The organism is Streptomyces longispororuber (assembly GCF_024448165.1).
GTDB classification, from domain to species: Bacteria; Actinomycetota; Actinomycetes; order Streptomycetales; family Streptomycetaceae; genus Streptomyces; species Streptomyces longispororuber_A.
Genome location: NZ_JAMOLN010000069.1, coordinates 15,554 through 42,525, shown reverse-complemented (window position 1 = coordinate 42,525; position 26,972 = coordinate 15,554). Strand labels below are relative to the sequence as shown.

At 71.0% G+C, this 26,972-nt stretch carries 26 protein-coding genes and 7 tRNA genes; 19 read left to right on the top strand and 14 right to left on the bottom strand.

Features of this window, described 5'->3' with window-relative positions; all coding sequences use genetic code 11:
* Nucleotides 1-99 precede the first annotated feature (99 nt).
* From M4J07_RS20520 to M4J07_RS20500, 5 genes are all read right to left on the bottom strand, one after another.
* Nucleotides 100-171: transfer RNA gene (locus M4J07_RS20520), tRNA-Val, on the bottom strand.
* A gap of 62 nt (nucleotides 172-233) precedes the next feature.
* Nucleotides 234-305 (bottom strand) — tRNA-Val (locus tag M4J07_RS20515).
* Nucleotides 306-343: 38 nt separating this feature from the next.
* Nucleotides 344-415, bottom strand: a tRNA-Val gene (locus tag M4J07_RS20510).
* Nucleotide 416: 1 nt separating this feature from the next.
* A tRNA-Cys gene (locus tag M4J07_RS20505) sits at nucleotides 417-490 on the bottom strand.
* A gap of 37 nt (nucleotides 491-527) precedes the next feature.
* Nucleotides 528-600: transfer RNA gene (locus tag M4J07_RS20500), tRNA-Gly, on the bottom strand.
* Nucleotides 601-779: 179 nt separating this feature from the next.
* Between M4J07_RS20500 and M4J07_RS20495 the strand changes: the two genes are divergently transcribed.
* Genes M4J07_RS20495 through M4J07_RS20485 form a run of 3 tightly spaced genes read left to right on the top strand, consistent with a single transcriptional unit; the run spans nucleotide 780 to nucleotide 3,531 of the window.
* Nucleotides 780-1,835: a chorismate-binding protein gene (locus M4J07_RS20495; protein WP_255973975.1), complete on the top strand. Its 1,056-nt coding sequence runs from the start codon at nucleotides 780-782 to the stop codon at nucleotides 1,833-1,835.
* On the top strand, nucleotides 1,832-2,653 hold the full coding sequence (locus M4J07_RS20490; protein ID WP_255973973.1) for an aminotransferase class IV: 822 nt from the start codon (nucleotides 1,832-1,834) through the stop codon (nucleotides 2,651-2,653). Before M4J07_RS20495 ends, M4J07_RS20490 begins: the two co-directional genes overlap by 4 nt.
* 53 nt (nucleotides 2,654-2,706) lie before the next feature.
* Entirely contained in the window at nucleotides 2,707-3,531 is an 825-nt protein-coding gene (locus M4J07_RS20485; RefSeq protein ID WP_255973971.1) for a GNAT family N-acetyltransferase, read from the top strand.
* Nucleotides 3,532-3,534: 3 nt separating this feature from the next.
* Here the strand turns inward: M4J07_RS20485 and M4J07_RS20480 are convergent, their stop codons facing one another.
* Nucleotides 3,535-4,059: a DsbA family protein gene (locus M4J07_RS20480; protein ID WP_255973969.1), complete on the bottom strand. Its 525-nt coding sequence runs from the start codon at nucleotides 4,057-4,059 to the stop codon at nucleotides 3,535-3,537.
* A 200-nt stretch (nucleotides 4,060-4,259) separates the two neighbouring features.
* On the opposite strand from M4J07_RS20480, the gene M4J07_RS20475 reads away from it, so the two are divergent.
* The gene (locus M4J07_RS20475) at nucleotides 4,260-4,709 is read left to right on the top strand and encodes a hypothetical protein (RefSeq protein WP_255973967.1); all 450 of its coding nucleotides are present in this window, start codon (nucleotides 4,260-4,262) and stop codon (nucleotides 4,707-4,709) included.
* A gap of 29 nt (nucleotides 4,710-4,738) precedes the next feature.
* Here the strand turns inward: M4J07_RS20475 and M4J07_RS20470 are convergent, their stop codons facing one another.
* Nucleotides 4,739-6,265 (bottom strand): DUF4874 domain-containing protein, encoded by a 1,527-nt coding sequence (locus tag M4J07_RS20470; protein ID WP_255973965.1) that lies wholly within the window; start codon nucleotides 6,263-6,265, stop codon nucleotides 4,739-4,741.
* Between the two features lie 215 nt (nucleotides 6,266-6,480).
* On the opposite strand from M4J07_RS20470, the gene M4J07_RS20465 reads away from it, so the two are divergent.
* Nucleotides 6,481-6,675: a hypothetical protein gene (locus M4J07_RS20465; RefSeq protein WP_255973963.1), complete on the top strand. Its 195-nt coding sequence runs from the start codon at nucleotides 6,481-6,483 to the stop codon at nucleotides 6,673-6,675.
* Between the two features lie 18 nt (nucleotides 6,676-6,693).
* Here M4J07_RS20465 and M4J07_RS20460 read toward each other — a convergent pair whose 3' ends face one another.
* Entirely contained in the window at nucleotides 6,694-7,257 is a 564-nt protein-coding gene (locus tag M4J07_RS20460) for a CGNR zinc finger domain-containing protein (protein WP_255973961.1), read from the bottom strand.
* A gap of 255 nt (nucleotides 7,258-7,512) precedes the next feature.
* Nucleotides 7,513-7,926 carry an SsgA family sporulation/cell division regulator gene (locus M4J07_RS20455; protein WP_004002642.1) on the bottom strand — a complete coding sequence of 138 codons (414 nt, stop codon included), beginning with the start codon at nucleotides 7,924-7,926 and terminating at the stop codon, nucleotides 7,513-7,515.
* Between the two features lie 190 nt (nucleotides 7,927-8,116).
* Here M4J07_RS20455 and M4J07_RS20450 point away from each other — a divergent pair, with 190 nt between their 5' ends.
* The 9 genes from M4J07_RS20450 to M4J07_RS20410 all read left to right on the top strand — a co-directional run bounded on the left by M4J07_RS20450 (nucleotide 8,117) and on the right by M4J07_RS20410 (nucleotide 16,126).
* On the top strand, nucleotides 8,117-8,560 hold the full coding sequence (locus tag M4J07_RS20450) for a TIGR02611 family protein (RefSeq protein ID WP_255973959.1): 444 nt from the start codon (nucleotides 8,117-8,119) through the stop codon (nucleotides 8,558-8,560).
* A 63-nt stretch (nucleotides 8,561-8,623) separates the two neighbouring features.
* A tRNA-Val gene (locus M4J07_RS20445) sits at nucleotides 8,624-8,695 on the top strand.
* A gap of 211 nt (nucleotides 8,696-8,906) precedes the next feature.
* Entirely contained in the window at nucleotides 8,907-10,226 is a 1,320-nt protein-coding gene (locus tag M4J07_RS20440) for an ABC transporter substrate-binding protein (protein WP_255973957.1), read from the top strand.
* A 32-nt stretch (nucleotides 10,227-10,258) separates the two neighbouring features.
* Nucleotides 10,259-11,221, top strand: a complete 963-nt coding sequence (locus M4J07_RS20435) for a carbohydrate ABC transporter permease (protein ID WP_255973955.1) — start codon at nucleotides 10,259-10,261, stop codon at nucleotides 11,219-11,221.
* Complete coding sequence (locus M4J07_RS20430) at nucleotides 11,218-12,090, top strand: carbohydrate ABC transporter permease (RefSeq protein ID WP_255973953.1); 873 nt, start codon at nucleotides 11,218-11,220, stop codon at nucleotides 12,088-12,090. Before M4J07_RS20435 ends, M4J07_RS20430 begins: the two co-directional genes overlap by 4 nt.
* A 14-nt stretch (nucleotides 12,091-12,104) precedes the next feature.
* On the top strand, nucleotides 12,105-12,674 hold the full coding sequence (locus tag M4J07_RS20425; RefSeq protein ID WP_255973951.1) for a hypothetical protein: 570 nt from the start codon (nucleotides 12,105-12,107) through the stop codon (nucleotides 12,672-12,674).
* Between the two features lie 107 nt (nucleotides 12,675-12,781).
* Nucleotides 12,782-15,538, top strand: coding sequence for an exo-rhamnogalacturonan lyase family protein (locus M4J07_RS20420; RefSeq protein ID WP_255973949.1), 2,757 nt, complete (start codon nucleotides 12,782-12,784; stop codon nucleotides 15,536-15,538).
* Nucleotides 15,539-15,556: 18 nt separating this feature from the next.
* Entirely contained in the window at nucleotides 15,557-16,015 is a 459-nt protein-coding gene (locus M4J07_RS20415; protein WP_255973947.1) for an SRPBCC family protein, read from the top strand.
* Between the two features lie 39 nt (nucleotides 16,016-16,054).
* Nucleotides 16,055-16,126 (top strand) — tRNA-Val (locus M4J07_RS20410).
* Nucleotides 16,127-16,169: 43 nt separating this feature from the next.
* Here the strand turns inward: M4J07_RS20410 and M4J07_RS20405 are convergent.
* Nucleotides 16,170-16,895, bottom strand: a complete 726-nt coding sequence (locus tag M4J07_RS20405; protein ID WP_255973945.1) for a 3'-5' exonuclease — start codon at nucleotides 16,893-16,895, stop codon at nucleotides 16,170-16,172.
* 226 nt (nucleotides 16,896-17,121) lie between these two features.
* Here M4J07_RS20405 and M4J07_RS20400 point away from each other — a divergent pair, with 226 nt between their 5' ends.
* Nucleotides 17,122-17,688 (top strand): DUF4365 domain-containing protein, encoded by a 567-nt coding sequence (locus M4J07_RS20400; RefSeq protein ID WP_255973943.1) that lies wholly within the window; start codon nucleotides 17,122-17,124, stop codon nucleotides 17,686-17,688.
* Between the two features lie 44 nt (nucleotides 17,689-17,732).
* Entirely contained in the window at nucleotides 17,733-18,956 is a 1,224-nt protein-coding gene (locus M4J07_RS20395) for a hypothetical protein (RefSeq protein ID WP_255973941.1), read from the top strand.
* A gap of 9 nt (nucleotides 18,957-18,965) precedes the next feature.
* Here M4J07_RS20395 and M4J07_RS20390 read toward each other — a convergent pair whose 3' ends face one another.
* Nucleotides 18,966-19,520, bottom strand: a complete 555-nt coding sequence (locus M4J07_RS20390) for a DinB family protein (protein WP_255973939.1) — start codon at nucleotides 19,518-19,520, stop codon at nucleotides 18,966-18,968.
* A 133-nt stretch (nucleotides 19,521-19,653) separates the two neighbouring features.
* On the opposite strand from M4J07_RS20390, the gene thrS reads away from it, so the two are divergent.
* Nucleotides 19,654-21,633, top strand: a complete 1,980-nt coding sequence (thrS, locus tag M4J07_RS20385; protein WP_255973937.1) for a threonine--tRNA ligase — start codon at nucleotides 19,654-19,656, stop codon at nucleotides 21,631-21,633.
* A 3-nt stretch (nucleotides 21,634-21,636) separates the two neighbouring features.
* Here thrS and M4J07_RS20380 read toward each other — a convergent pair whose 3' ends face one another.
* Entirely contained in the window at nucleotides 21,637-22,329 is a 693-nt protein-coding gene (locus tag M4J07_RS20380) for a potassium channel family protein (protein WP_255973936.1), read from the bottom strand.
* Between the two features lie 67 nt (nucleotides 22,330-22,396).
* On the opposite strand from M4J07_RS20380, the gene M4J07_RS20375 reads away from it, so the two are divergent.
* The gene (locus M4J07_RS20375; RefSeq protein WP_255973934.1) at nucleotides 22,397-22,960 is read left to right on the top strand and encodes an HIT family protein; all 564 of its coding nucleotides are present in this window, start codon (nucleotides 22,397-22,399) and stop codon (nucleotides 22,958-22,960) included.
* A gap of 6 nt (nucleotides 22,961-22,966) precedes the next feature.
* Here the strand turns inward: M4J07_RS20375 and yczR are convergent, their stop codons facing one another.
* A complete protein-coding gene (gene yczR, locus M4J07_RS20370; RefSeq protein ID WP_255973932.1) occupies nucleotides 22,967-24,439 on the bottom strand; it encodes a MocR-like transcription factor YczR in 1,473 nt (490 codons plus the stop codon).
* Nucleotides 24,440-24,571: 132 nt separating this feature from the next.
* Between yczR and yczE the strand changes: the two genes are divergently transcribed.
* Nucleotides 24,572-25,255 (top strand): membrane protein YczE, encoded by a 684-nt coding sequence (gene yczE / locus M4J07_RS20365; protein ID WP_255973930.1) that lies wholly within the window; start codon nucleotides 24,572-24,574, stop codon nucleotides 25,253-25,255.
* Here the strand turns inward: yczE and M4J07_RS20360 are convergent.
* Entirely contained in the window at nucleotides 25,200-26,963 is a 1,764-nt protein-coding gene (locus M4J07_RS20360) for a hypothetical protein (protein ID WP_255973928.1), read from the bottom strand. The two genes, yczE and M4J07_RS20360, sit on opposite strands and share 56 nt — an antisense overlap.
* Nucleotides 26,964-26,972: the final 9 nt, after the last annotated feature.

The following is a 26,972-nucleotide window of genomic DNA, read 5'->3' as shown; positions in this document are numbered from 1 at the left end:
ACAACAAGGGCTTCGGCCGGATGCTCTTCTCCTCCTGAGCCGTCCTTCGCCTGAACACGAAGAAGCCCCCGGTCGGAAGGACCGGGGGCTTCTTGGCGGTGCGCGATACTGGGATTGAACCAGTGACCTCTTCCGTGTCAGGGAAGCGCTCTCCCGCTGAGCTAATCGCGCGGGACGGGCCAGACTCTATCAGGCTCCGCAGGGGGTCTTGCTCGGTACTGCGTGGTGCTGCGTGCGCGATACTGGGATTGAACCAGTGACCTCTTCCGTGTCAGGGAAGCGCTCTCCCGCTGAGCTAATCGCGCGGGACGGATCAGATACGAACCGGAGTCCGAAGATCCAGTGCGCGATACTGGGATTGAACCAGTGACCTCTTCCGTGTCAGGGAAGCGCTCTCCCGCTGAGCTAATCGCGCATGGAGGTGGAGACGGGATTTGAACCCGTGTAGACGGCTTTGCAGGCCGTTGCCTCGCCTCTCGGCCACTCCACCAGGAGCGTAGGGGTTCGGGAAGATCCCCCACATCCTGAGCGAACGACCGGGTTCGAACCGGCGACCTCAACCTTGGCAAGGTTGCGCTCTACCAACTGAGCTACGTTCGCGTGTCTTTCCGTTTCGCTTCCGCGTCCCGGCGACGTGTTGAACTCTAGCGGATTCCTGGGGGAGGTCCAAAACGCGTTTGCGCAGCGTGCTGCGGTGCCACCACCGAACCGACCACCGAACCGACCGCCGCGGCTCCACCCCAGGTCACCGTCCGGTCACCCGCCATAGACTCGAAACCGTGCACGGCTCCCTCTCCTTCTCCCCGCTCGCCCGATTCGGCGATCTCCTCGCGACCGACCTCCGCGACGTGACCGACGACCCCGCGGCCCTGGACTCCAGCGGCTTCTGGGCCGTCTCCGCCGACTTCGAGGGGCGGCTGGTCTGCGCCCGCTTCGGCAACGTGCGCAGGGAACCGGTGCCCGCCCCGCGCCCGGGTGCCTGGCGCGGACCCGCGCCGACGGACTGGACGTCGTCGCTCGACCACGCCGCGTACACGGCGGGCGTGCGCCGGATACGGGAGCGCATCGCGACCGGCGAGGTCTACCAGGCGAACCTCTGCCGCGTCCTGTCCGCGCCGATATCCCCGTCGGCCACCGACGTCGACGCCCTCACCGCTCTCCTCGCGCGCGGGAACCCGGCGCCGTACGCGGGCACCGTCCGCCTCCCCGGCCACGGCGTGGAGATCGCGACGGCCTCGCCCGAGCTGTTCCTGCGCCGCACGGGGCGCGTCGTCGAGTCCGGGCCGATCAAGGGCACCGGCCGCACCGAGGCCGACCTCCTGGAGAAGGACTACGCCGAGAACGTCATGATCGTGGACTTGGTCCGCAACGACCTGGGCCGCGTCTGCGCCACCGGGACCGTGACCGTCCCCGACCTGTGCGTCGTCGAGAAGCACCCCGGCCTTGTGCACCTCGTGTCGACCGTGCGCGGCGAACTGCGCGCGGGAGCCGGCTGGCCCGACCTGCTCGACGCCACGTTCCCGCCCGGCTCCGTCACCGGCGCCCCCAAGTCCAGCGCGCTGCGCATCATCGACGAGCTGGAGACCGCGCCCCGCGGCCCGTACTGCGGCGGCATCGGCTGGGTCGACGCCGACCGCGGCACCGGTGAACTGGCCGTCGGCATCCGTACGTTCTGGATCGACCGGGCCGAGGGGATGCTGCGCTTCGGCACCGGGGCCGGGATCACCTGGGGTTCCGACCCCGAGGGGGAGTGGCGGGAGACCGAGCTGAAGGCGTCCCGGCTGCTCGGGGTAGCGTCAGGCACGTACGAAGGCAATGTGGAGGAACGCGCGTGAAGATCTGGCTCGACGGCGGACTGCAGGACACGGAGACGGCACGGGTCTCCGTCTTCGACCACGGGCTGACCGTGGGCGACGGCATCTTCGAGACCCTGAAGGCGGTCGACGGCCGGCCGTTCGCGCTCACCCGCCACCTGGACCGGCTCGCCCGCTCGGCGCGCGGCCTCGGCCTGCCCGAGCCGGACCTCGACGAGGTGCGCCGGGCCTGCGCCGCCGTCCTGGAGGCCAACCCGATGCCGCTCGGCCGGCTCCGCATCACCTACACCGGCGGCCTCTCGCCGCTCGGCTCGGACCGCGGCGACCAGGGCACCACGCTCGTCGTCGCGCTCGGCGAGACCAAGCGGCGCCCCGACACCACCTCCGTGATCACCGTTCCCTGGACGCGGAACGAGCGCGGCGCGCTCACCGGCCTGAAGACCACCTCGTACGCGGAGAACGTCGTCGCGCTCGCCCGCGCCCATGAACTCGGCGCGTCCGAAGCCCTGTTCGCGAACACGGTCGGGCAGCTGTGCGAGGGCACCGGGTCGAACGTCTTCGTCGTCCTGGACGGCGAGATCCACACCCCGCCGGTCGCCTCCGGCTGCCTCGCGGGCATCACGCGCGCCCTCGCCGTCGAGTGGACCGGCGCCAAGGAGAGCGATCTGCCGCTGTCCGTCCTCGCGGAGGCCGACGAGGTGTTCCTGACGTCGACGCTGCGCGACGTCCAGGCCGTGCACCGCGTCGACGACCGGGATCTCGCGGACGCGCCCGGTCCGGTCACGGCCAAGGCGATGCTGGTGTGGGACGAGCGGGCCGCGGACGACCTGGACCCGTAAGCCGTTCGAAAACCCCTGTCGCCCGGAGGGCGCGGGCGGGTAGAACACCCGTGATGACCACGACCCTGCGGCCGACCGAGCCGCTCCAGCGAACCCCTGACGGGGCGCGCTCGCGTCACTACGCGGTGTGTGTGAACAGCCGCCCCGTCGGCACGCTCCACCTCGCCACCCACCCGGTCTTCGGCCCGTCCGTCGCCCAGATCCTCGATCTGCGCATCGACGAGCCGGACCGGGGACGCGGCCGCGGCACGGTCGCCGCGCTCGCCGCCGAGGAGGTGGCCCGCGGCTGGAACTGCCGCCGGCTCGAGGCCTCCGTCCCCGCACCGCAGCAGGCCCTGCTGCGGCTGGCGGGCGCACTCGGCTACGTGGAGCGCAACCGGAACATGGCGAAGGCCCTGCCCGACCGCCCGCCGGCCCTTCCCGAGGGCAGCGTCGGGCGGCGGATGACCGACGCCGAGTACGCGCCGTGGCTGGCGCACGAGAAGCAGCAGTACGAGCGCACCGTCATCGACCGGGGCGCGACGCCCGAAGAGGCCAGGGAGAAGTCCGAGCGCGACCACGCCGCGCTGCTGCCCGACGGTGTCGCGACACCGGACGTCCTGCTCAGCGTCCTGGAGCAGCGGGGCGTGACCGTCGGCACGCTGTGGGTGGCCCAGCGCCCCGACGGCGCGTACATCTACGACGTGGAGGTCGCCCCCGACCACCGCGGGCGGGGCCACGGGCGCTCCCTGATGCTGTACGCGGAGGCCGACGCGATCGCCGCGGGCGCCACCCGGATCGGCCTCAATGTCTTCGCGGGCAACACGCCCGCCCTGCGGCTGTACGAGTCGCTCGGCTACGAGCCGACCCAGTACCACCTGTACAAGCAGCTGCTCTGAGCGTCAGGCCCGGTCGTCCCCGGCGGCCTCGGCGAGGAGCCGGTCCGCGATCTCCTCGATGCGCTCGCGCAGCCCGTCCTGGCTCTTGCCGCCGTCGAGGCGCTCGCCCCCGATGACGTACGTCGGCGTGCCGGTCACGCCGATCGCCTTGCCCTCCGCCTGGTCGGCGTCGACGATCAGGATGTGCCGGCCGTCGATCAGCGCGGTGTCGAACTCCTCGGCGTCCAGGCCGAGTTCCTTCGCCACCTCGACGAGGAGCGGCTCGCCCTTGCGGTCGAAGGCGTCGACCCGGTCGAGCACGGCGGCCACGTAGGGCCACCCCTTCCCCTGGACGAACGCCTCCTCGGCGGCCTGGGCGCCCGCGAAGGAGTGCTTGTGCTTCTCGAGCGGGAAGTGGCGCAGCCGGATCTCGATGCGGTCGGCGTAGCGCTCGCGCAGGGCGCGGATGTCGTCCAGGGCCGTGTGGCAGTCGGGGCACTGCAGCTCGCACCACACGTCGAGGACGGGGGCCGGGTTCGGGGCGTTCATGGCGTCAGTCTCCCAGGCCGGTCGCGACGCCCCAACCTGGACCTGCGGAGGAGGGACGACCCCGAGATGTCCCTGAGGTCCGTCGGGCCCGTGGCCTCATGGCCCCGGGACGGTGCAGGATGGAAGGGGCGAAGCGCCCCGATGCCGAACAGATCGGCCGACCCGCCGGGCCGGCCGACGCCAGAGCCCAGGAGGACCGGATGATTGCCGAGACCGTCTGCTCCGCCGTGTCCGTGGCGGGCCTGGGCATCGCCGCGGTCACCGCGTACCGCAAGCGGTTCCTCGCGGCCGCCCGCCTCGCCGCCTACTCCCTCGTCCCGCTGGGCCTGGTGATGACCGGCGCGGTCGAGTGGGTCGTGGACACCGCGTTCAGTCCGACCGCGTGGGCCGGGTTCGGGGTGCTCGGCGCGGCCTGGCTGATGTTCATGGGGACCCGCGCCGTCGAGCGCCGCTCCGGCGGCACCCGCAAGGAGCGCAGGGCGGCGAAGGCCGCGCAGCGCGAGGCCGTGGCCCCCGCCGCGTCGGCCCCCTCGCTCGGCCAGGGCACCCGCACCGCCCCCGTCGCGCAGCCCGCGCAGCCGAAGCCGAAGGCCGGCACGGGCGACGACTTCAGCGACATCGAGGCGATCCTGAAGAAGCACGGCATCTGACTGCGGCGCTCCGGTGGGGGCGCCCCCGGTCAGACGGTGGCGAGCACGTTCACGCCGTTCGCCCAGCGCACGCTCGCGTTCGCGCACCGCACGGCCCGTCCGCGGGCCGGGAACGCCGGATCGGGCAGCGCCAGCCCCACCCGGACCGCTCCGCCGCGCCGGGCCAGCGACCCGCGCACCGTGTACGTCGCCGGGCCCGTGTGGGCGTCGTCCGTCTCGGCCCGCCCCTGCGGCTGCCAGGACCGCCAGTCGGCGCCGGTGTCGGCCTGGGCGACGACGGAGTCCCCGGCGTCGAGCAGCACGAGCCGGACGGGCCTGGTGTGCTTGGGGGCCGCGAAGCCCCGGTTCACCACGTCCACCTCGACGTCCACCCGGTCGCCCCGCACCGCGGTCCGTGCCTCCCGCACCTCGATCCGGTAGCCGAGGTGGTCCCGCAGGTACTCGAAGTGCGTCCGGGCGACCGCCCGCCCCCGCCGGTCCCTGAAGTAGCCGTCCGACACCGGCAGCAGCGCGTCCCGCACCTCCTGCTCACGGACCTCCGCGGCCTTCCAGCCGGGCACGGTCACCGTCGCGTTGTGCACGATCGACAGGCTGTCCCAGCGCAGCGTCTGCAGCCGCCGGGCCGCGGCGAGTCCCGGGATGACGGTGCTCCAGGCGTACGGATCGGCGCTCTGCCCCTTGTCCCAGGGCATCTCGCCGTCCATGGCACGGGCCCCGGAGACCTCCAGGTACCGCTGCCAGCCCGGGTTCTCGGGGACGTAGTAGTCCCACAGGCCCTCGCCGAGCGTGATGTAGTCGTTGTGGAAGCCGACGCGGTCGAGGATCGACCGGTCGGTGATCATGTCCCGCTTCTCCGCGTACCGCACCTGGGTGTGGATGCCCGGCGGCAGCGCCGCGACGAGCGAGGTCATGATGGCCGTGACGGCGTCCGGGTAGTTCTCGTGCTGGTAGTGGCTGCCGTGCCACTCGCCCCAGGCGCCCAGGAAGCCGGCCTGCCACACGGCGACGACGTCGCTGTTGCGCGCGACGAGCGGCGCCAACTGCCGTATGTGGCGCTGGATGTCCTGCACCGTGTAGCGCCGGCCCTCGCGCACCCCGTCGTCGTACGCGAACCGCAGCACCGCCGCGTACCCCTTCGCGCGCAGCCCCCGGAAGACGCTCTCGATGTTGTCGAGCGCGCTCTGCGGGATGTCCGTCGTCGCGAACTCCCAGAGGTAGAAGTACAGCTGGGTCAGGTTCGCGCCCGGACCGTACTCCCGCTCCAGGGTCTCCAGGGTGCGCGCGGCGTCGGGGGAGTGGTCGGCCTCGTTGGGCCAAGGGCTGGTCAGGTCAACGGCGTTGTACGACATCTCGTAGCGGAATCCGCGCCGCGGATTGGCCAGCGCGCCCCGGCCGTCCGGGTCGTCGGGCCGGATCCCGCGGTGCGCGACGCGCCGCCACCCCCGGGCGTCGGCGGTGGCGGATCCTGCGCCGAACGCCGTGATTCCCGCGGCGGCGCCGAGACCAGCTCCCAACATCCGTCTGCGGGACGGCAGTTCGACATGCTCGTGCGGCATCGGACACTCCCTCGTACGCGAATCGCGCGACCTGCGCGCCGGACCCGCCGAGTCTGTGCCCGCCGCACGGGCCCCGCCCATGGACGCACGTACGACAGACGCTGGACTTTTCGCGCAGATGACCGTGCCGGGGGTCACGAGATCCGGCGAACTCCCCACCCGAACGGGCGTGTTGGGCGCGTCGCGGTCGCAACCTGCGACATCATCGCGGCGAGATGCTGGACACACCGCGGCTGGACGACCAGCTGGACGCAGAGAAGGGCCAGGCGCCCCCACCGCCCGCCCCGACGACCCCCGACCGACAGCGCGGCTGCCTCTTCGCGCTCTCCCAGCCACCGCTGATGATCTTCCTGGCGGTGATCGGCTGTCTGCTCATGATGGCCGCGCTGCACGACCTCCTGCTGCTGTGAGCGGCCCGGGACGCGCGGTCAGCCCGCGGCCTCCTTGCGGCGCGCCCGGTAGGCCGCGACGTGCAGCCGGTTGCCGCACGTCCGGCTGTCGCAGTAGCGGCGCGAGCGGTTGCGCGACAGGTCCACGAACGCATGCCGGCAGTCCGGGGCGTCGCAGCGCCGCAGCCGCTCCTGCTCCCCGGCGACGACGAAGAACGCCAGGGCCATCCCGCAGTCGGCCGCCAGGTGGTCCGCGACGGACGCGCCCGGGGCGAAGTAGTGCACGTGCCAGTCGTAGCCGTCGTGGTCCGTCAGCCGGGGCGTGGTCCCGGCCGCGGCCACCAGTTCGTTGATCAACGCCGCCGCGGCGTGCGGATCCGGCGCCGCGAACACCTCCGCGAACCGGTCACGCACCGCGACCACCGCGGCGAGGTCGGGAGCCCCGAGGACGCCCACATCGCTGATTTCGTTCTTTCGTACGAAGTCTTCCAGCGCCGCCACGGTGGCGAGGCGGTCGGCCGTGCCGGCCTCCTCGTCCGGCGAGGTGTTCACCAGATCGACCACGGTGTCCAGCGCGCACCGGGTGTCGTGGGTGATCAGCACGATTCGCTCCCTGGCCTGGGGGGTCGGGCCTGCGCCCGCCGATGCTGGCCGAGCCTAGCGGTTGCACGTCACGGGGGAGTCCCGGGAACGCACCGGCGCCGCCACCACGGGAGAGTCCCACGGTGACGGCGCCGCCGTCTGCCCTATGCGGTTGTCGTGCCTGTGCTGATCCGGACCGTCTCCCCGAGTGGACGGCACGGCGAGTTCTCACACCGCCTGACGCCGGCTGGGGACCGGCGCGGGCGCCTGCGCGGGCTAGCTTTCCGCGAGGATGTGCGAGAGCTCCTGGTCGAGATCGAAATGACGGTGCTCCGTGCCGGGTGGCACGGCGGCGTCCGTCCGCTTGAGGAACGACTCCAGGGCCCGCGCCGGGGCCTCGAGCAGAGCCTCGCCCTCCGGGGAGCTCAGGGCGATGCAGACGACGCCCTGACCGTGGCTGCGGGACGGCCAGACTCGGACGTCGCCGGTGCCGGTCGGCCGGTGAAGGCCTTCGGCGAGGAGATCGCGGGCGAAAACCCACTCGACCGTCTCCTCGGCTCCGGTGTGGAAGGTGGCGTGCACGGCATACGGATCGGCCGTGTCATACCGCAGTCCTGCGGGTACAGGCAGTGAGGACTCGCTCGACACAACGAGGCGCAGGTGCAGCTCGCAGCTGACCGTGGTGTTCATAAGCGCCAGGGCCTTTCGCTCAGTGTGCGCTCGGGGATTCGCACGTCGGCGAAATCGACATGCCACCTACGGTGCCGTTGTAAACCCCTCTGAGTGTTTTGAGCGCCTTTACGTAGCTCGTACGGCCGAGTCTTTCTTGAGGGGGAACGGCCATTCCGGTGACGAGAATCAGTCCGGTAGGTTTGGGCCCATGAATACGGGGAGTGATGGGGCGGCCGATGCGGTCGCCGATGGCGAGGACACCGCGTCCGACTCGGGGGCGAAGCCGCTCGGCTCGCGGGCGCCGGGGTTCATCCAGGAGCGCAGGGCGCTGCACCTGAGCTGGCAGGTGGGCGTCTTCATTGTGGGGCTCGCGGTCGTGGTCGCGGGCATCATCATGCTGCCGCTGCCGGGTCCCGGCTGGCTGGTGATCTTCGGCGGCATGGCGATCTGGGCGACCGAGTTCGTCTGGGCGCAGCTCGTCCTGCGCTGGACGAAGCGCAAGGTCACGGAGGCCACGCAGCGCGCGCTCGATCCGCGGGTGCGGCGGCGGAACATCATCCTGACGACGGTCGGTCTGGTGATCATCGCCGTGCTCGTCGGGGTCTACGTATGGAAGTTCGGGCTCGAGATGCCGTGGAACATCAAGCAGTGACGGAGGGCGGCGCAGGGTGGTCCCAGGCACCCCCTGACATGGGGTAATGTTCTTCCTGCGCCCGGGCGATTAGCTCAGTGGGAGAGCGCTTCGTTCACACCGAAGAGGTCACTGGTTCGAACCCAGTATCGCCCACCCGGAACCGAGGGCCCCGGAGACATCGAGTCTCCGGGGCCCTCGGCGTTTTGCGTTCCTGTGTAACGGTTCAGACCCGTGACGCGCAGCTCGTTCGAAGCGCTTCGACCCAAATATTGCCCGAACCGTTGACGTCCTCCCAGCTCCTCTCTACCTTTGCCCGGCAAGCGCTTTCCTAAAACGATTCAATGCGCAGGTGGAGGGGCGAACTGTGCCTAGCAACAAGGATCTTGACCGGCGTGGCCTGCTGAAGGTCACCGGGGCGTCGGTCGCGGCACTCGGACTGACGGCGGCCGGGTGCGGTGGTGACGGTGGGTCAGGCGGGACGGACGCGGACGGTCCGGCGACCCTGCGGTTCGCCTGGTGGGGCGGCGAACCGCGCGCCGTGAAAATCAAGAAGGCGATCGCCCTCTTCGAGAAGAAGAACCCGAAGATCAAGATCAAGCCCGAATTCACCGATTACCAGGCGTTCTGGGAGAAGTTCCAGACGCAGGCCTCGGGCGGCAATCCGCCGGACGTTTTCCTCAACTCCGTGGCGTTCCTTGCCAAGTACGACAAGCGGGGTGTCCTGCTCGACCTCAAGTCGCAGATCGACGCGGGCAATCTGCGGCTGAAGAACTTCCGCGGCGGCGTCGAGGCGGCCGGCCAGGTCGCCGGCGGCAAGCAGGTCGCGGTGCCGGTCGGCGCCAACACCATGGCCCTCGTCATCGACAAGAAGGCGTTCGCCAAGGCGGGCGTGGCGCCGAAGTTCGGCTGGACCTGGGACGACTACTTCACGTCCCTCCAGACCATCCAGGACAAGCTCAAGATCTCGGGCGACACGGGTTACGCCGGCATCATGTACCTGTACGACCTGTATCTCCGTCAGAACGGCAAGGCGTTCTTCACCGACACCGAACTCGGTTTCACCGAGGACGACCTGACGCAGTGGTGGTCCGACTACTACAAGCGCGTGAAGTCCGGACTCGTCACCGACCCGAAGAAGATCGAGCAGGTCAAGCCGAAGTCCGGGCTCTCCGCCGGACTGGCCGCGGGCGAATTCACCTGGGACAACTTCTCGGTGCGCTACGAGGGCGAGGGCGACTCCGACTACGGGCTCGCGCCGATCCCCACCACCGACGGCAAGGACACCGGCCAGTACCTCGGCTCGCTGATGCTGTCGATCTCCACCAAGTGCAAGGCCCAGGCGCAGGCCGCCAAGTTCATCGACTTCATGGTCCACGACCCCGAGGTCGGCAAGATCCTGGGCTACGACATGGGCGTCCTCGCCACCCAGGACCAGTTCGACGCCTACAAGCCGGAGGGCGAGACCGACAAGGCCGTCGCCGAGGCCAACAAGGGCATCGGCGCCTACGAGACCGAGGTCGACAAGGCCGGCGTGCTCGGCAAGATCACCCCGCACCCGTCCGGCGCCGACGTCGTCGAGGCCGCCTTCCTGCGCATCGCGGGCGACGTCGCCAACGCCAAGCAGAAGGTGCCGGCCGCCGTGAAGCAGTTCTTCAGCGAGGCCGAGGCAGCCTTCCAGGGCTGACGCCCCCGACGTTTCCGAGGGGAAACAGCACCATGTCGCTCGTCAAGGACGCCACCGGCGCCCCATCCTTGGCCGGCGAGTCCTCCGTCCGCCCCGCCGCACACAAGCGGCGCGGGCGGCGCGAGAACCTCTCCGGCTATCTGTTCCTGTCGCCGTGGCTCGCGGGGTTCCTGCTGCTCACGGCGGGGCCGATGATCGCGTCGCTCTACTACGCGTTCACGAACTACAACCTGTTCGCGCCGCCGCAGTGGATCGGCTTCGACAACTTCACGGCCATGTTCGAGGATCCGCGCTGGCAGAAGTCGGTGCAGGTCACGCTCAAGTACGTGGTCATCGGCACACCGCTGAAGCTGCTGCTCGCCCTCGGGGTCGCGCTGCTGCTCAACCAGAGCCGCCGGGGCCAGGGCCTGTACCGGGCCGCGTTCTACGCGCCGTCGCTGATCGGCGCCAGCGTCTCGGTCGGCTTCGTCTGGCGGGCGATCTTCTCCGACAACGCCGTCGTCGACAAGGGACTCGGTGCCATCGGCCTGAACCTGGGCGGCTGGATCGGCGACCCGGACCTGATCATCTACTCCCTCGTGGCGCTCACCGTCTGGCAGTTCGGCGCCCCGATGGTCATCTTCCTGGCGGGACTCAAGCAGGTGCCGCGCGAGCTGTACGAGGCCGCCGCCGTCGACGGGGCCGGACCGCTGCGCCGGTTCTGGAACATCACCCTGCCGATGATCTCGCCGGTGCTCTTCTTCAACGTCCTGCTGGAGTCGATCCACTCGTTCCAGATCTTCGGCTCGGCGTACGTCGTCTCCAACACCTTCTGCGGACCGGCCGACGCCACGCTCGTCTACACCTGTTACCTCTACCAGAAGGGCTTCCAGCAGTCCCAGATGGGCTTCGCCTCGGCGATGGCCTGGATGCTGCTGCTCGCCGTGGCCCTGGTCACCGCCGTCCTGTTCTGGTCCCAGAAGAAGTGGGTGCACTACGAGGAGGGCGCCAAGTGACCACCGTGACCGAGCAGGTGCGCACCGCCGTCCAGCCGCGCAAGCGCACCGGATCCATCGTCTGGCACGTCTTCGCCCTCGCCGTGCTCTGCGTCGTCCTCTACCCGGTCGTCTGGGTGATCGGCGCCGCCTTCAAGCCGGGCAAGGCGATCGTCGGGTCCCTCGACCTGTTCCCGGCCGAACCCGTCCTGGACAACCTCAAGGGCCTGGCCGACGGCATCGCCGGCATCTCCATCGGCACCTTCTTCCTCAACTCCCTCTTCTACGCGGGAATGGCCGTCGTCGGTGTCGTCATCTCGAGCTCGCTGACCGCGTACGCCTTCGCGAAGATCTCCTTCCGCGGCCGCAACCTGCTCTTCGCGCTGATGATCGGCACGCTGCTGCTGCCGTACCACGTGCTCCTCATCCCGCAGTACGTGATGTTCCAGAAGCTGGAGCTCATCAACACCTACGTCCCGCTGCTCGCGGGCAAGTTCCTCGCGACGGAGGCGTTCTTCGTCTTCCTGATGGTGCAGTTCATGCGCGGTCTGCCGCGCGAGCTCGACGAGGCCGCCAAGCTCGACGGGTGCGGGCACCTGCGCACCTACTGGTCGATCGTGCTGCCGCTCACCCGGCCCGCCCTCATCACCAGCGCCATCTTCACGTTCATCAACGCCTGGAACGACTTCATGGGCCCGCTGATCTACCTCAACGAGCCCTCCAAGTACACCGTGTCGCTCGGCCTGATGATGTTCCGCGACCAGCAGGGCATCTCCGACTACGGCGGTCAGATCGCCATGGCGATGGTCGCGCTCATCCCCGTCATCGCCTTCTTCATGGCCTTCCAGCGCTATCTGATCGACGGCATGGCCACCTCGGGGCTCAAGTGAGGAGCGCCGCGCCGGTGACCGAGTCGCGGCGGCGGATCGGCTTCGGGGTCTTCGCCGAGTGCCTGCTGACCGGGGTGTGGATCGCCGTCGCGTCCGTGCCGGTCGTCACCGCTCCGGCCGCGTTCGCGGCGGGGGCCCGGCACCTGCGCCGCCATCTGCGTCAAGAGGCGGGCGGCGTACGGGAGTTCGCCACCGACCTGCGGAGCGCGGCGCGGCACGGCTGGCTCGTCGGACTCGCCGGGCTCGGTGCCTTCGTCGCCGTCTGGCTCGACCTGCAGCTGGCGCGGGCCGGGCTGCCCGGCGGCCGGGTCGCCGCGGCCGTCGGCATCTTCGCGCTGATCGGCGCGGCCGTGACCGTGCTGCGGGCCGCCGCCGTCTGGACCCCGGGCGCGGTCTGGCGGGCGCTGCTCGCGGACGCCGCCCGGCGTGCGCTCCGCGCCCCCGCCGGATCCCTGCTCCTCGTCTGCGGGCTCGCGATCGTGATCCTCAGCGCAGAGTTCCTCGCCCCGCTCGCCGTGCCGGTGCTCGGCATCCTCGCCGCGGCCGCCGTGGCCGTGGAGGAGCGCGGGCGGCCCGGCCGCTGAGCCCCGCTCACGCCTCCCGCTTCTCTCACCTCCCGCTCCTCTCATCTCTTTCGAACGTCAACTCCCCTCTCCCACAGCACCTTTGGCATGCTCGGAAAGGAACGAAGATGTCCCCGGTTCCCGCTGGACTTCCCCGCAGATCCCTCCTCAAGGCCGCCGCGATCGCCGGCGCCGCCGCCCAGTTCAGCTGGGCCATCGGCGGCAAGGAGGCGCAGGCCGCGCCGGGCGCCGAGAGCGCCGAGGCCACGCCGGTCACCCTGAGCTGGCTGGAGGACGGCGGGCTCGGCGCCGCCCCCGGCTCCACCGCCGGCGTGCCCTGGCCGAGGGGCGCGTACGAGAAGGGCCAGGAGTTCGCCCTCGCCGACGCCGACGGCAAGCAGGTCCCCGTCCAGACCTGGCCGCTCGCGCAGTGGCCCGACGGCTCCCTGAAGTGGACCGCGCACGCGGTGGGTCCCGGTGCCGGGACCGGCAAACTCACGCTGACCGCGGGCAGCGCCGCCGCACCCGACAAGAAGGTGAGCGTCTCGACCGGCGGCGGCACCGTCACCGTCGACACCGGCGTCATCGTCGCCAAGCTCGGCACCAATGGATCGAGCCTGGTCAAGACCGTCCGCCGCGGCTCCACCGAGATCGCCAAGAACGGCCGGCTCGTACTGCTGCGCCAGGGCGAGATCGAGGACGGCGACCAGGGGACCGCGAAGTACGAGCGGTTCGAGAGCGTCATCGAGGAGACCGAGGTCGAGCAGGACGGGCCCGTGCGCGCCGTCGTCCGCATCGACGGCAAGCACCGCAAGGGGAACCGCAGCTGGCTCCCCTTCTCCATCCGGTTCTACTTCTACGCGGGCGCCGAGTCGTTCCGCATGGTGCACACCATCACGTACGACGGCACCCAGGAACCCGGCAAGGCGTCGGGCGACTTCATCCGCGGGCTCGGCGTGCGCTTCACCGTGCCGATGCGGGACGCCGCGTACGACCGGCACATCCGGATCGGCGGCGAGGACACCGGCATGATCCGGGAGGCCGTCAAGGGCATCACCGGGCTGCGCCGCGACCCCGGGGCGGCGGTGCAGGCCGCCCAGTTCGCGGGGGAGAAGCTGCCCGACCCGGCCACCTGGGACCAGCGCGTCACGACCCGCCTCCAGTACATCCCCGAGTGGGGCGACTACACCCTCTCCCAGCTGTCCGCCGACGGCTTCACGCTGCGCAAGCGGACGAAGAAGGGGCACGGCTGGATCGGCGCGGGCGGCGGCCGCCGGGCGAGCGGCTTCGGCTACGTCGGCGGACCGAGCGGCGGACTCTCCTTCGGGCTTCGCGACTTCTGGGAGAAGCACCCCAGCGGCCTGGACATCCGCGCCGCGCACACCGACGAGGCCGAGGTCACCCTGTGGCTCTGGTCCCCGGAGGCGCAGCCCATGGACCTGCGCTTCTACCACGACGGCATGGGCCAGGACACGTTCGCCGAACAGCTCGAAGGCCTCAACATCACGTACGAGGACTACGAGCCCGAGTTCGGCACCCCGTACGGGATCGCGCGCACCAGCGAGCTGATGTTCTGGGCGAACGACGCGACGCCGAAGCCGGAGACGCTCGCGCAGCAGGTCGAGGCCGTCCGCGTGCTGCCTCAGCTGACCGCGCCGCCCAAGCAGCTCATCAAGGCCGGCGTCTTCGGCCCCGGCCTCTACTCCGAGCCGGACCGCTCCACGCCCGCCAAGGCCAAGATCGAGGACCACCTCGACTTCCTCTTCACCTATTACAAGGACCAGGTGGAGATGCGCCGGTGGTACGGCTTCTGGGACTACGGCGACGTCATGCACTCCTACGACCCGGTGCGCCACCAGTGGCGCTACGACGTCGGCGGCTACGCCTGGGACAACTCCGAGCTCTCGCCCGACCTGTGGCTGTGGTTCGCGTACCTGCGCTCGGGCCGCGCCGACGTCTTCCGGTTCGCCGAGGCCATGACCCGGCACACCGGCGAGGTCGACGTCTACCACCTCGGCAAGTGGGCCGGGCTCGGCACCCGGCACGGCGTCCAGCACTACGCCGACTCCGCGAAGCAGCAGCGCATCGCCAACACCACGTACCGCCGCTACTACTACTTCCTCACCGGCGACGAGCGCGTCGGCGACCTCATGCACGCCAACGTCGACTCCGACGAGACGTTCCTCGTCCTCGACCCGCTGCGCAAGGTCCGCACGGACACCGACTACGTGCCCGACCGCAACGCCCTGTCCATCGGCTTCGGCACCGACTGGAGCGGACTCGTCTCGGCCTGGCTCACCGAGTGGGAGCGGCGCGGCCCGAAGTGGGAGAAGGCCAGGGACAGGGTCCTGTCGACCATGGAGACCATCGCCGCGCAGCCCAACGGGTTCGTGCAGGGCAGCGGCCTCTACGACCTCGACACCGGCAAGTTCGCCATCGCCGAGGAACCGGTCGTCGGCGTTTCGCACCTGTCGGCGGTCTTCGGTCTCAACGAACTGTGCGCCGAACTCATCGACCTCGTCGACATGCCGAAGTTCGAGGAGGCGTACTACGACTACTGCCGCTACTTCAACGCGACCAAGACGGAACAGGCGGCGCGCTACGGCTCCAACTTCGGTTCCCTGCTCCTCTTCCAGGGCCACTCGCGACTCGACGCGTACGCCGCGGTGCGGACCGGTGACGCGAAGCTCGCCGCGCGGGCCTGGGAGAAGTTCTACAAGAGCGACGGCTACACCGAGTCCTCGCCGTGGAAGACCGAGAAGGTCGGCGGCCCGGTCACCCTGGTCGCCGGCACCGAGGCCAACTGGGTCTACACGAACGACACCGCCCTGTACGGACTCGCGGCCATCGAGAACCTGGCGTTGGTCGGCGACAAGATGCCCTGACCCGGTCAGACTCGGGTCATGAGGATGCGCGCCTGGAGCCATTACCGCTTCCGCAGCGTCTGGGACCTGCCCGCACCGCCGGCCGCCGTGTACGCGGCGCTGGAGCGGGCCGAGGAGTACCCGGCGTGGTGGCCCCAGGTGCGCTCGGTGACGCCGCTGGACGAGTTCAGCGGCGTCGCCGTGTTCCGGTCGTTCCTCCCGTACGAGCTCACGGTCACGGCGCGCGAGAAGCGCCGCGACCCGGCCGCCGGGGTCCTGGAGATCCTGATGACCGGGGACCTCGACGGGTGGGCGCGGTGGACGGTGGGCGTGCTCCCCGGCGGCGGCACGCACGCCGTCTACGACCAGGAGGTCGAGGTCCGCAAACCGCTGATGAGGCTGCTCGCACTGCCCGGCAGGCCGGTGTTCGTCGCCAACCACGCGTGGATGATGCGCGGCGGCCGACGGGGCCTGGCGGCCTTCCTCCAACCGGTTTGAACACACCCCGTCGCGACCTGTATTGTTCAACCCGTTCCCGGGCGATTAGCTCAGTGGGAGAGCGCTTCGTTCACACCGAAGAGGTCACTGGTTCGAACCCAGTATCGCCCACCCGGAAACAACCGGTCCGCCGTCACGGCGGGCCGGTTTTTCGTTAGGCGGCCGCCGGGAGTTCCGGGCGCAGCGGCCAGGCCGGGTCCACGTGCTCCGGGGTGCCGGAGCGGGCGAACCAGGCCTGCAGGCCACGGGCCTGGGCCGCGTGCCAGACCGCCTGCAGCGTGTGCAGCTCGGCCGCCGAGAGCCGGTCGAGACGGGTCGCGAAGCGGCGGCCCACCGCGCGGACCACGTCGAGCGCCGCCTGCGCGTCCGCCGCGGCGTCGTGCGCCTCCGCCAGCTCCACCTCATAGTGCGCGCAGAGATCCGTCAGCGTGCGACGGCCCTTGCGATAGCGGTCCAGGTGCTTGTCCAGGACCCGCGGGTCGAGGACGCACAGCGAGCGGCTCTCCAGGTAGCGGGTGAGCGACGACGCCCGATGGCGCTTCAACTCGCGGTCCAGGAGCGTCAGGTCGAAGGGGGCGTTCATCACCACCAGCGGCCGGCCCGCCGCGGCCTGCTCCGCCAGCTCGCGGCCTATCTCCTCCATCACCGGCGCCGGCCACCGGCCGTTGCGCTGCAGATGGTCGTCCGTCAGACCGTGCACCTCGGTCGCACCGGCCGGCACCGGCACCCCGGGGTTCACCAGCCAGCGCGTCACCCGGGGCCGGGAACCCGCCGCGTCCTGCACGACGATCGCGGCCGAAACAATCCGGTCCGACTCCACGTCCACGCCCGTCGTCTCTGTGTCGAAGGCGGCCAGGGGGCCTTCGTACCAGCACGTCATGTCAATGCAACTCCTCGTTCACGCATGGCAGATGACGTTCCGTCGACCCGTTGTCCCCTGCCCGAAACGGTGATACCCGGGCTGTTTGCGTCGTACGCCGAACGGTGACAACACAGGTACGAGTCATGGCAGTTCAGCGGGGTGCCATTGACCTGTGCTCGACCAATTTCTTGATCTCCGCGGAGATTGCGGCGGGGATCCACTTTTCCGAAAGGCCAGTTGGACCATGGCGCTCGCGCAGCCCGAACAGGGTGGGCTGCTGCCCGGGAGGATCGCACCGCCGCGCGGCACACTCGCCACCACCGCCTGCATGGAGACGCTCCAGGTGGGCTATCTGCACGCCGTGGCGGCGGCCGCCGGCTGCTCGCTCTCGCAGCCCTTCCCCGACAACGGAATCGACTGGCACGTCAGCCACAGCGCCCCCGGGCACACGGTCGACGACGAGGTCACCATCAAGGTGCAGCTGAAGGCGACCTATCAGATTCCGCCGAATCCACGCGGCCCGTCCTTCTCCTTCACGCTCGACAACCCCCATCTGGAGAAGCTCGCCAGGACCCCGGTGTCCGTGCACAAGATCCTCGTCGTGATGCTCGTGCCGCGCTCCCAGGACGACTGGTTGCGCGCCAGCCACGACCGGCTCGACCTGCGGCACTGCTGTTACTGGACCAATCTCGCCGGCCACCCGGTCACCGGCCGGCGCAGGACCACCGTGCGCATCCCGACGTCGCGGATCTTCGACGACCGCGCACTCTGCGAGATCATGACCCGCGTCGGGACGGGTGGGCGGCCCTGACCGGTGACCCGGTCGACCCGGCTGGCCCGGAAGGGAGTTCCGTGATGCAGCACCGCCCGATCGAAGACCCCGTGCGAGCCCTCGGTGCGGGCCGCGCCCATCCCGTCGAGCTCGCGGGCCCCGAGCCTGCCGAGGTCGACCCCGCTGTGCTGAGCGCCCTGCTCGACCGGCACGGCTGGCAGCGCCGCGGCGGCGCCGCCGGACGGTACGCGCGCTGGACGCTGCCGGGCGGCGGGGCCCGGACGAGTCTGCTCGTGCCGGAGTCCCGGGCCTTCCCGGACAGCGAGGACCTGCTCGGCGAGGCGCTGGTCGCCCTCGAACGCAGCGGCACGGCGTCCGCCCGGGAGGTGCTCGTCTCGCTGGCCGTGCCGAGCGACGAGGTGCGCTGGTGGCGCGACGTCCCGCCCGGCCCGGCCGGCACCGCCACCTGGGTCGCCGAGGAGCAACTCCGGTCCGCGGCCCGGCGGATGCTGCTCGCCGCGGCCCTCGCGGCCCGCAGCCGCGCCGGGTACTACGGGGCCCGGCACCGGCGCCCCGCCGCCGCGGCCCTGGAGCCCGTCCTCGTCCAGGCGGCGCCCGGCGGCAGCAGGCTCACCGCGTTCGTCCCGGTCGCCGCGGGACGCTCGCTCGCCGTCCGCCTCCACCAGGCGCTCTACGCCTGCCGCGAGGCCATCGACTACCGGCGGGCCACCGGCGGCATGGACGCCTTCGACGGGGCGGTCGAGGCGGGCGTCAGCCACGAACTGACCGAGGCGCTGGTCGCGTTGGTGCGCGGCACGGAGGGCGCCCGGGTCGGCGTCGCCTGGGCGCCCGCCGCCGGAGTGCCCGAGGAGTGCACGGACGGGGACGCCCCCGTCGAGTTCTCACCCGGCGACCTGGACGTGCTGCGCGAGGCGGGCGCCCGCTATCTGTACGCCGAGCCCGCCGTCTCCGTCCGGATCACCGGCACCGTCGTGCGGCTGCGCAGGACAGGACCGCGCGGCGAGGGCACGGTGCGGCTGCACGTCATCGCGGGGGCCGAGGTGCCGCACGTCCGGCTGACGCTGGACGAGGAGGCGTACCGGATCGCGGGCCACGCACACCTCGTGGGCCTGCCGATCCGGGTGCACGGGCGGCTGGAGAGCCGGGGCGGATTCCGGCGGCTCACCGGCGCCACCGGCGTCGTGCCCGTCCAGGTGGAGGAGGCCGAGCGGGACCGGCTGATGAAGTCGCTCCAGGAGAACCTGGACTTCTTCGAGGAGGCCTGCGCGGGCGACGACGGGCCCTAGGGCCCGTCGTCAGCGGTGTGCGTACAGGTCTCTGAGCAGGGCGATCTCCGCTCCGTGGTGCAGCATCTCGCGGTTGATGTGCAGGACGAGCGTCGCCATCGGTTCCGTCGCGTACGGGCCCTCCGCGGGGCCGCACGGCCGGGCGAGGCCGTCCTCGTCCAGGCCGCGCACCCCGGTGATCCACCGGGCGTACGCGGCGTCCAGCCGGTCGAGGGCCTCGGCGGCCGTGCCCGGGTACACGTAGGACGCGTAGTCCACGGGCTCCGCCCCGAAGTGCGACGCGTTCCTGGCGCCCAGGACGCCGACCAGGACGTGGCCAAGACGCCAGGCGATCGTCGTGACCGGTGCGGGCACCGGCTCCGGGTACGCGAAGTCGATGGTGAGCCCGCCCGCGCCCGCCTGGACGGCGGCGGTGCCGGTGCCGCGCGGCCGGACGTTCCAGGAGCCGGGGACCGGCTCCCAGAAGTACTCGTCGTCGGTGAGGCCGGCCAGGCGCCGGCGCAGCTGGTGGTGCCAGTGCCAGTCGAGCTGGTCGGCCAGGAGCGTGTTCCACTCGAGTGCCATGGACCCATGCTGCGCCGGTTACCGGGCGGCCGCCCGGTAACCGTTTCGCGAGCGGTCCCTGTGACTCGGTACGATCGGCTTGCGCGCGTCACAGGTAATGGCGCGGCGTTCCATCTTCAGGTAGGAGAGACCGGTGTCTGACGTCCGTGTGATCATCCAACGCGATTCCGAGCGGGAAGAACGCGTGGTGACGACGGGCACTACGGCCGCCGAGCTCTTCGCCGGTGAGCGCAGCATCGTCGCCGCCCGCGTGGCCGGAGAGCTGAAGGACCTCGCCTACGAGGTCGCCGACGGCGAGACCGTCGAGCCCGTCGAGATCTCCTCCAAGGACGGTCTCGACATCCTGCGGCACTCCACCGCCCACGTCATGGCGCAGGCGGTCCAGGAGCTCTTCCCGGAGGCCAAGCTCGGCATCGGCCCGCCCATCAAGGACGGCTTCTACTACGACTTCGACGTCAAGGAGCCGTTCACCCCCGAGGACATCAAGCGCATCGAGAAGAAGATGCAGGAGATCCAGAAGCGGGGGCAGCGCTTCTCGCGCCGCGTCACCACCGACGACGACGCGCGCGTCGAGCTGGCCGACGAGCCGTACAAGCTGGAGCTCATCGGCCTCAAGGGCAATGCGGCCCAGGCCGCCGACGGCGCCGACGCCGAGGTGGGCAGCGGCGAGCTGACCATCTACGACAACCTCGACGCCAAGACCGGCGAGCTGTGCTGGAAGGACCTCTGCCGGGGCCCCCACCTGCCGACCACCCGCGTCATCCCCGCGTTCAAGCTGATGCGCTCGGCCGCCGCGTACTGGCGGGGCAGCGAGAAGAACCCGCAGCTCCAGCGGATCTACGGCACCGCCTGGCCGTCGAAGGACGAGCTGAAGGCGTACCTGGACTTCCTCGTCGAGGCCGAGAAGCGCGACCACCGCAAGCTGGGCGCCGAGCTCGACCTGTTCTCCTTCCCGGAGGAGCTGGGCCCGGGCCTCGCCGTGTTCCACCCCAAGGGCGGCGTCGTCCGCAAGGTCATGGAGGACTACTCGCGGCGCCGCCACGAGGTGTCCGGCTACGAGTTCGTCAACACCCCGCACATCTCGAAGGAGCACCTCTTCGAGACCTCGGGCCACCTGCCGCACTACGCGGAGGGCATGTTCCCGCCCATCCAGTTCGACGAGCAGAACTACCGCCTCAAGGCGATGAACTGCCCGATGCACAACCTGATCTTCAAGTCGCGCGGCCGTTCCTACCGGGAACTCCCGCTGCGCCTCTTCGAGTTCGGCACCGTGTACCGCTACGAGAAGTCGGGCGTCGTGCACGGCCTGACCCGCTCGCGCGGCTTCACGCAGGACGACTCGCACATCTACTGCACCAAGGAGCAGATGCCGCAGGAGCTCGACACGCTCCTGACCTTCGTGCTCGACCTGCTGCGCGACTACGGCCTGACCGAGTTCGAGCTGGAGCTGTCCACCCGCGACGACTCCGACAAGTTCATCGGCACCGACGAGGACTGGGCCGAGGCCACCGAGGCGCTGCGCCAGGCCGCCGAGAAGCAGAACCTGCCGCTCGTGCCCGACCCGGGCGGCGCCGCGTACTACGGCCCGAAGATCTCCGTCCAGGCCAAGGACGCGATCGGCCGCTCCTGGCAGATGTCGACCCTCCAGGTCGACTTCAACCAGCCCAAGCGGTTCGGCCTGGAGTACACGGCGGCGGACGGCTCGCGCCAGCAGCCCGTCATGCTGCACCGCGCCCTGTTCGGCTCGATCGAGCGGTTCTTCGGCGTGCTCCTGGAGCACTACGCGGGCGCCTTCCCGGCGTGGCTGGCCCCCGTCCAGGCCGTCGGCATCCCGATCGGTGACGGGCACATCCCGTACCTGGAGGAGTTCGCCGAGAAGGCGCGCGCCCAGGGCCTGCGGGTCGAGGTCGACGCGTCCTCCGACCGGATGCAGAAGAAGATCCGCAACCAGCAGAAGGCCAAGGTGCCCTTCATGGTCATCGCGGGCGACGAGGACATGAACGCGGGTTCGGTGTCCTTCCGCTACCGCGACGGCTCGCAGGAGAACGGCATCCCGGTCGACGAGGCCATCGCGAAGATCGTGAAGGTCGTCGAGGAGCGCGCGCAGGTCTGACGCTCAGTCCTTGCCGTCGGAGGCCCCCGGGGAGTTCCCCGGGGGCCTCTGCGCGTCCCCGTCGTCCTCCCGCGCGAAGACCTGCAGCAGCCACGACGAGAACGTGCCCGTGACCGCGCCGAGCAGCGCAAGCCCGCAGGCCATCACGCCCACCGCCACGAGCCGGCCGAGCGGGGTCACCGGTGCCAGGTCGCCGTATCCCACGGTCGACAGCGTCGTGCAGGTGAACCACACCGCGTCGCCGTAGGTGAGGATGTCCGCGCCCGGCGCGGTGCGCTCCTGCTGGTACAGCGCGAGCGACCCCGCGAAGCCGAGCAGCGTCACCGAGACGCCCGCGTACGTGATCACCCGTGCGTGCAGCGCGAGCCGCGGCCGCTCGTGGTGGCGCTGCACCGTCTCGTAGGCCTGCACGATCCGCACCGGACGCAGCAGCGGCAGCAGCAGGACCACCGTGTCCAGCCAGTGGGTGCGCAGGAAGCGGGGCAGGCGCTGCCCGCTCAGCCGCAGGCGCACCACGTAGTCCACGAGGAACACCAGCCACGTCACGAGCGTCACCGCCAGACACACGTCGCGGACCGGTCCCGGCAGCCCGTGCCCGAGGACCCTGATCGCGTACGAGGAGAGGTAGAGCAGGGAGGCCACCGCGAGGACGGCGCCGTTGTGCCGCTCCCAGCGGGCGAGGGGACTGTCGGTCATCCGGACAGCATCGCGTGCCCGGGACCGGGGCGGCACCCGCCGACACGCCCTGCCGAGGTGACGCCATATGCTGCACTTCATGACGAGTGAGCCGGAGCAGCAGATCGGTCCCGTGGGAGAGCCGGACGGATTCGGGCGTCTGTGGACCCCGCACCGCATCGCCTACATCCAGGGCGAGGGCAAACCGACCGGCCCCGGAGCCGACGACGGCTGTCCCTTCTGCGCCGCTCCCGCCAAGTCCGACGAGGACGCGCTGATCGTGGCGCGCGGCGAGCACGTCTTCGCGATCCTGAACCTGTACCCGTACAACGGCGGGCACATGATGGTGCTGCCCTACCGGCACGTCGCCGACTACACCGACCTCGACGAGGCCGAGACCGTCGAGCTCGCGGACTTCACCAAGCGCGCGATGACCGCGCTGCGCTCCGCGTCGGGCGCCCACGGCTTCAACATCGGGATGAACCAGGGAGCGGTGGCCGGCGCCGGCATCGCGGCCCATCTGCACCAGCACATCGTCCCGCGCTGGGGCGGCGACACGAACTTCATGCCGGTCACCGGCCACACGAAGGTGCTGCCGCAGCTGCTCGGCGACACCCGCACGGTGCTGGCGAAGGCGTGGCCGAGCGCCTGAGCGGGCTCAGGCGATCCAGTGGGTCCGTCGGTCGGTGACCGGCGGACCCGGCTCGTCGGCGACCGCGCGGGCCATCCGGTGGACCGCCTCGGTGAGGGTCTGCGGCGGCAGCGTGTACGGGATGCGCAGCCGGTTCTCGAACAGGCCGGGGTCCGCGCCGAAGTAGCCGCCGCCCTCGACGCGGACCCCGTGGCCGAGCGCGCGCTCGGCCAGTGACGTCGCGATCGGGGCGCCCAGGTCCACCCAGAGGGAGAGGCCGCCGGCCGGGGTCCGCCAGGTCCAGTGCGGCAGATGCTGCCGCAGCGCCGCGGTGAGCGCGTCGCGTCCGGCGCGCAGTTCGGCCAGCCGGTCCCGCAGGAGGGCGTCGGTCCCGGCCAGCAGATCGAGCGCCAGCAACTGGTCCACCACCGAGCCGCCCATGTCGGTGGCCACCCGCTGCGCCGCGAGCTCCGTGACGAGCCGGGCCGGGGCCCGCAGCCAGCCGACGCGCAGACCCGCCCAGTGCGTCTTGCTCATCGAACCGATGGTGACGACCTGCCCGGACTCGCCGTGCGCGGCGAACGGCACCGGCGCGGGCCCGTCCAGGGCGAGATCGGCGAGGGTCTCGTCGATCACCAGCCAGGTGCCGGAGCGGCTCGCCGTGCGCAGCAGCCGGGACCGGTCCGCCGCGGGCAGCACGCGGCCCGTCGGGTTCTGGAAGTCCGGGATGAGATAGCCGAGCCGGGGCACGGAACGGCGCAGCGTGGACTCGACGATCCCGACGTCCCAGCCCGGCCCGTCGTCCGTCACGGGCACGGACACCGTGCGCAGCCGGGCGCGGCGCATCGCCTCCAGCGCGTTCGGGTACGACGGGTTCTCGACCATGATCCGGTCACCGGGGCGGGCGAGCAGCGCGAGGACCAGGCTCAGCGCGTGCTGGGCGCCGGCCGTCACCAGGATCTGCTCGGGCGTCGTGGCGAGTCCCCGCGCCGTGCACCGCTCGGCGACGGCGGCCCTCAACTCCGGGAGCCCGTACGGGTGGTAGCCGGTGGAGTGCGCGTGCCCGGCCACGTCCTCGGTGATCCGGGCGAGGGCGTCGGTGAGCGTCCGACTGGGCAGTACGGGCGCCGCCCTGGCCAGGTCGATCGCGGTGTCCGCCGGGCCGAGCAGCCGGCTGACGCCCTTGGCGGGGCGGCCCTCGGGCAGGGACGTCCAGGTGCCCGAGCCCTGCCGGCTGTGCGCGTAGCCGTTCGCGCGCAGCAGGTCGTACAGCGCGGTCACCGTCGTCCTGCTGGTGCCGAGCGCGCCGGCCAGCTCCCGCTCGGCGGGCAGCCGCACGTGCAGCGCGAGCCGGCCGTCGAGGATCAACTCGCCGATGGCGCGCGCCAGATGCCGGTACGCGGGCCGGGCCTGCGCCGGGTCGGGGAGCATCGCGGCGAGCTGCCGGCCGCCCACGGTGCGCGGGGTCCTGTCGTGCCGGCCCGCGGCGGCCTCGACCACACCATTCTCCTGGGATTGGCTCTGCTTTCCGGGCCGGTCAATCTACAGAGTGGCGGCATTGGCCCCGAAGGCGCCCCCGAGGCGCCCTCCCAGGGCGCTGCCCGTCCCCGTGGAGAACCCGGAGAACCCCGGATGCCCCTCTCGTACGTCCCCCTGCGCGAGCGTCCCGCCCGCCGTCTGCCCCAACTCCTCGTCGGCCTCTTCCTGTACGGGGCCAGTCTCGCCCTGATGGTCCGCGCCGGTCTCGGCCTCAGCCCCTGGAGCGTCCTGAACGAGGGGCTCGCCCGCCACACCTCGCTCAGCTTCGGCACGCTCACGACGCTGGTCGGGGCGGCCGTCCTGCTGCTGTGGATCCCGCTGCGCCAGCGGCCGACGCTTGGCACCCTCGCCAACATCCTCGTGGTGGGCTGGTCCTCGGACCTCGGACTGTGGCTGCTGCCGACCGGGCTCGCGTGGCCGGTGCGGGCCGCGCTGCTCGGCGCGGGCGTCCTTCTCAACGGCCTCTCGATCGCCGTCTACGTCGGCGCCCGCTGCGGCCCGGGACCGCGCGACGGCCTGATGACCGGGCTCACCGCCGCGACGGGCCGCTCCCTGCGCGTGGTCCGCACCGCCATCGAACTCACCGTCCTCGCCGCCGGCTGGCTGCTCGGCGGGGGAGTGGGCGTCGGTACGGTGCTGTACGCCCTGACGGTGGGGTCGGTGACACAGCTCTGCCTGCCGTGGTTCGGCTACCGCAGCGCGTCCGACCCGCAGACCGCGCCTACGCGTCGTACACGTCCGCCTTCCGCGGCGTGGGGTCCTGGACCAGTCCGCTGAGCACGCCCGAGCGGTTGCCGAACTTCTCCGTGTCCACGCCGTGGTCCTTGAGGACCTTGATGGCCGCCGCGTGGACCACGCGCAGCACCGGCGTCGCCGTCCGCAGGGCGTCGTCCGCCATGAAGCGGTGCCGCCACGGCTGGTCGGCCCACGCGTGACGCAGTCCGAAGGGCTCGGGGAGCACCAGCTTGCCGCCCTTGGCGTCGAGGTACGACCGGCCCATGCCGAACATGGTCAGGGGCGCCCGCAACGCCAGGCGGACCGCCTCGTCCGCATTGACCAGCGGCAGCGTCTTCGTCGTGGTCTCCCAGGTCGCGAGGGGCTTGGAGACCTCCTTCGTGCGCGGCTCGGGCTTCGAGGTGAACAGCGAGTTCACCGGGCCCAGCGCATGCCCCGTCACCTCGATGCGCAGGGTCTCGTGCAGCACGGTCACCGTGATCAGCATGGTGATCACCAACTGACCGTCCCAGAGGGTGAACTGGACGCCCAGGTAGTGGCGGTCGCCGCTGCCGAACTGCTGCTCGTTGCAGATCCGCTCCACCTCGTGCGGCCTGATCCGGTACGCGTCGACGTCCTCGCCCGTCGGCCGGGCGACCGCCTTGGCGTTCTCCCCGATCGGCGTCACTATCCAGTGGTCCACCATCGGCTTGGGGAACCCGCCCGTGTGCAGCGGGCCGCGCTCCAGCATCCGCAACTGGTCCTGGATCGCCCGTATCACGGTCCAGCTGCGGAACGGGTGGATGTCCTTGCCCTCCTCGCTCGACACGAGGTCCTCGGCGAGCTGCCAGCTGCCCCACCGCGTGCCCAGGCCCAGGATGCCCTTGGGGCCCGCGTAGAACACCGAGTTCGACTGCTGCTCGGAACTCAGCCTGGCCAGGTTCTGCCGCAGTTGCTCGGCCGCGGTCTCGCCGGGGCTGCCGGGGACCGCCTCGGGGATCTTCGCGCCGACCCCGCCGCCCGACAGCAGGGCCGACCAGCGGTCCCGCAGGTCGGCGGCCGTGCGCAGGCAGATCTGCCGGGCCCAGACACCGCCGATCAGCGGAGCCACGAAGGCGGCCCGCAGGTACCAGGCCCAGCCGCCGGTGAGCGGCATCTTGATCAGGCCGACGGCGATGGCCACGGCGGCGACGCAGATGATCGCCGTCGCCAGCGCGGCCGTCCTGCGGGCTTCGCGCTCCACCTTCCGTGCCGCGCTCTGCTCCGCGGCCGGCTTGTTCTTCTCCAGCGCCTCGGCCGCCAGCTTGTCCGCGGCGGCCACCTTGTTGTTGTTCCTGCGGCGGACCTCGAAAGCGGTCACCCAGAAGATGAACCCGGGCAGGAAGAGCACGCCGAACACCAGGGTGATGACCGAGAGCATGCTGTCGCGCTGCCGGCGGATCCGGCTGGCCGCCAGGCAGTGCTCCACCACGACCTGCGGCTCGGTGCCGAAGGACTGGATCAGCGGCTTGCGCCCGGCGTCCAGCATGCGGTGCTGCACCGCCTGGGAGAACGCCTCACCCAGATTCGGCGCGAGGAGCGCCCACTTCGGCTCCTTGACCTCGGACTTGTGCCATTCGTTGTTGGCGTCCTGGATCTTGATCGCGGGGTCGTCCCGGTACGCGGCCGAGGCGATGGCGAAGGTCGCCGCGGTCTGTCCCGCGGAACCGTGCAGCGGAACCTGGGCCCCGGGCCTGAAATCGAATGCATCGTCCGCCACTGCCGCCCCCATCGCCGCGCG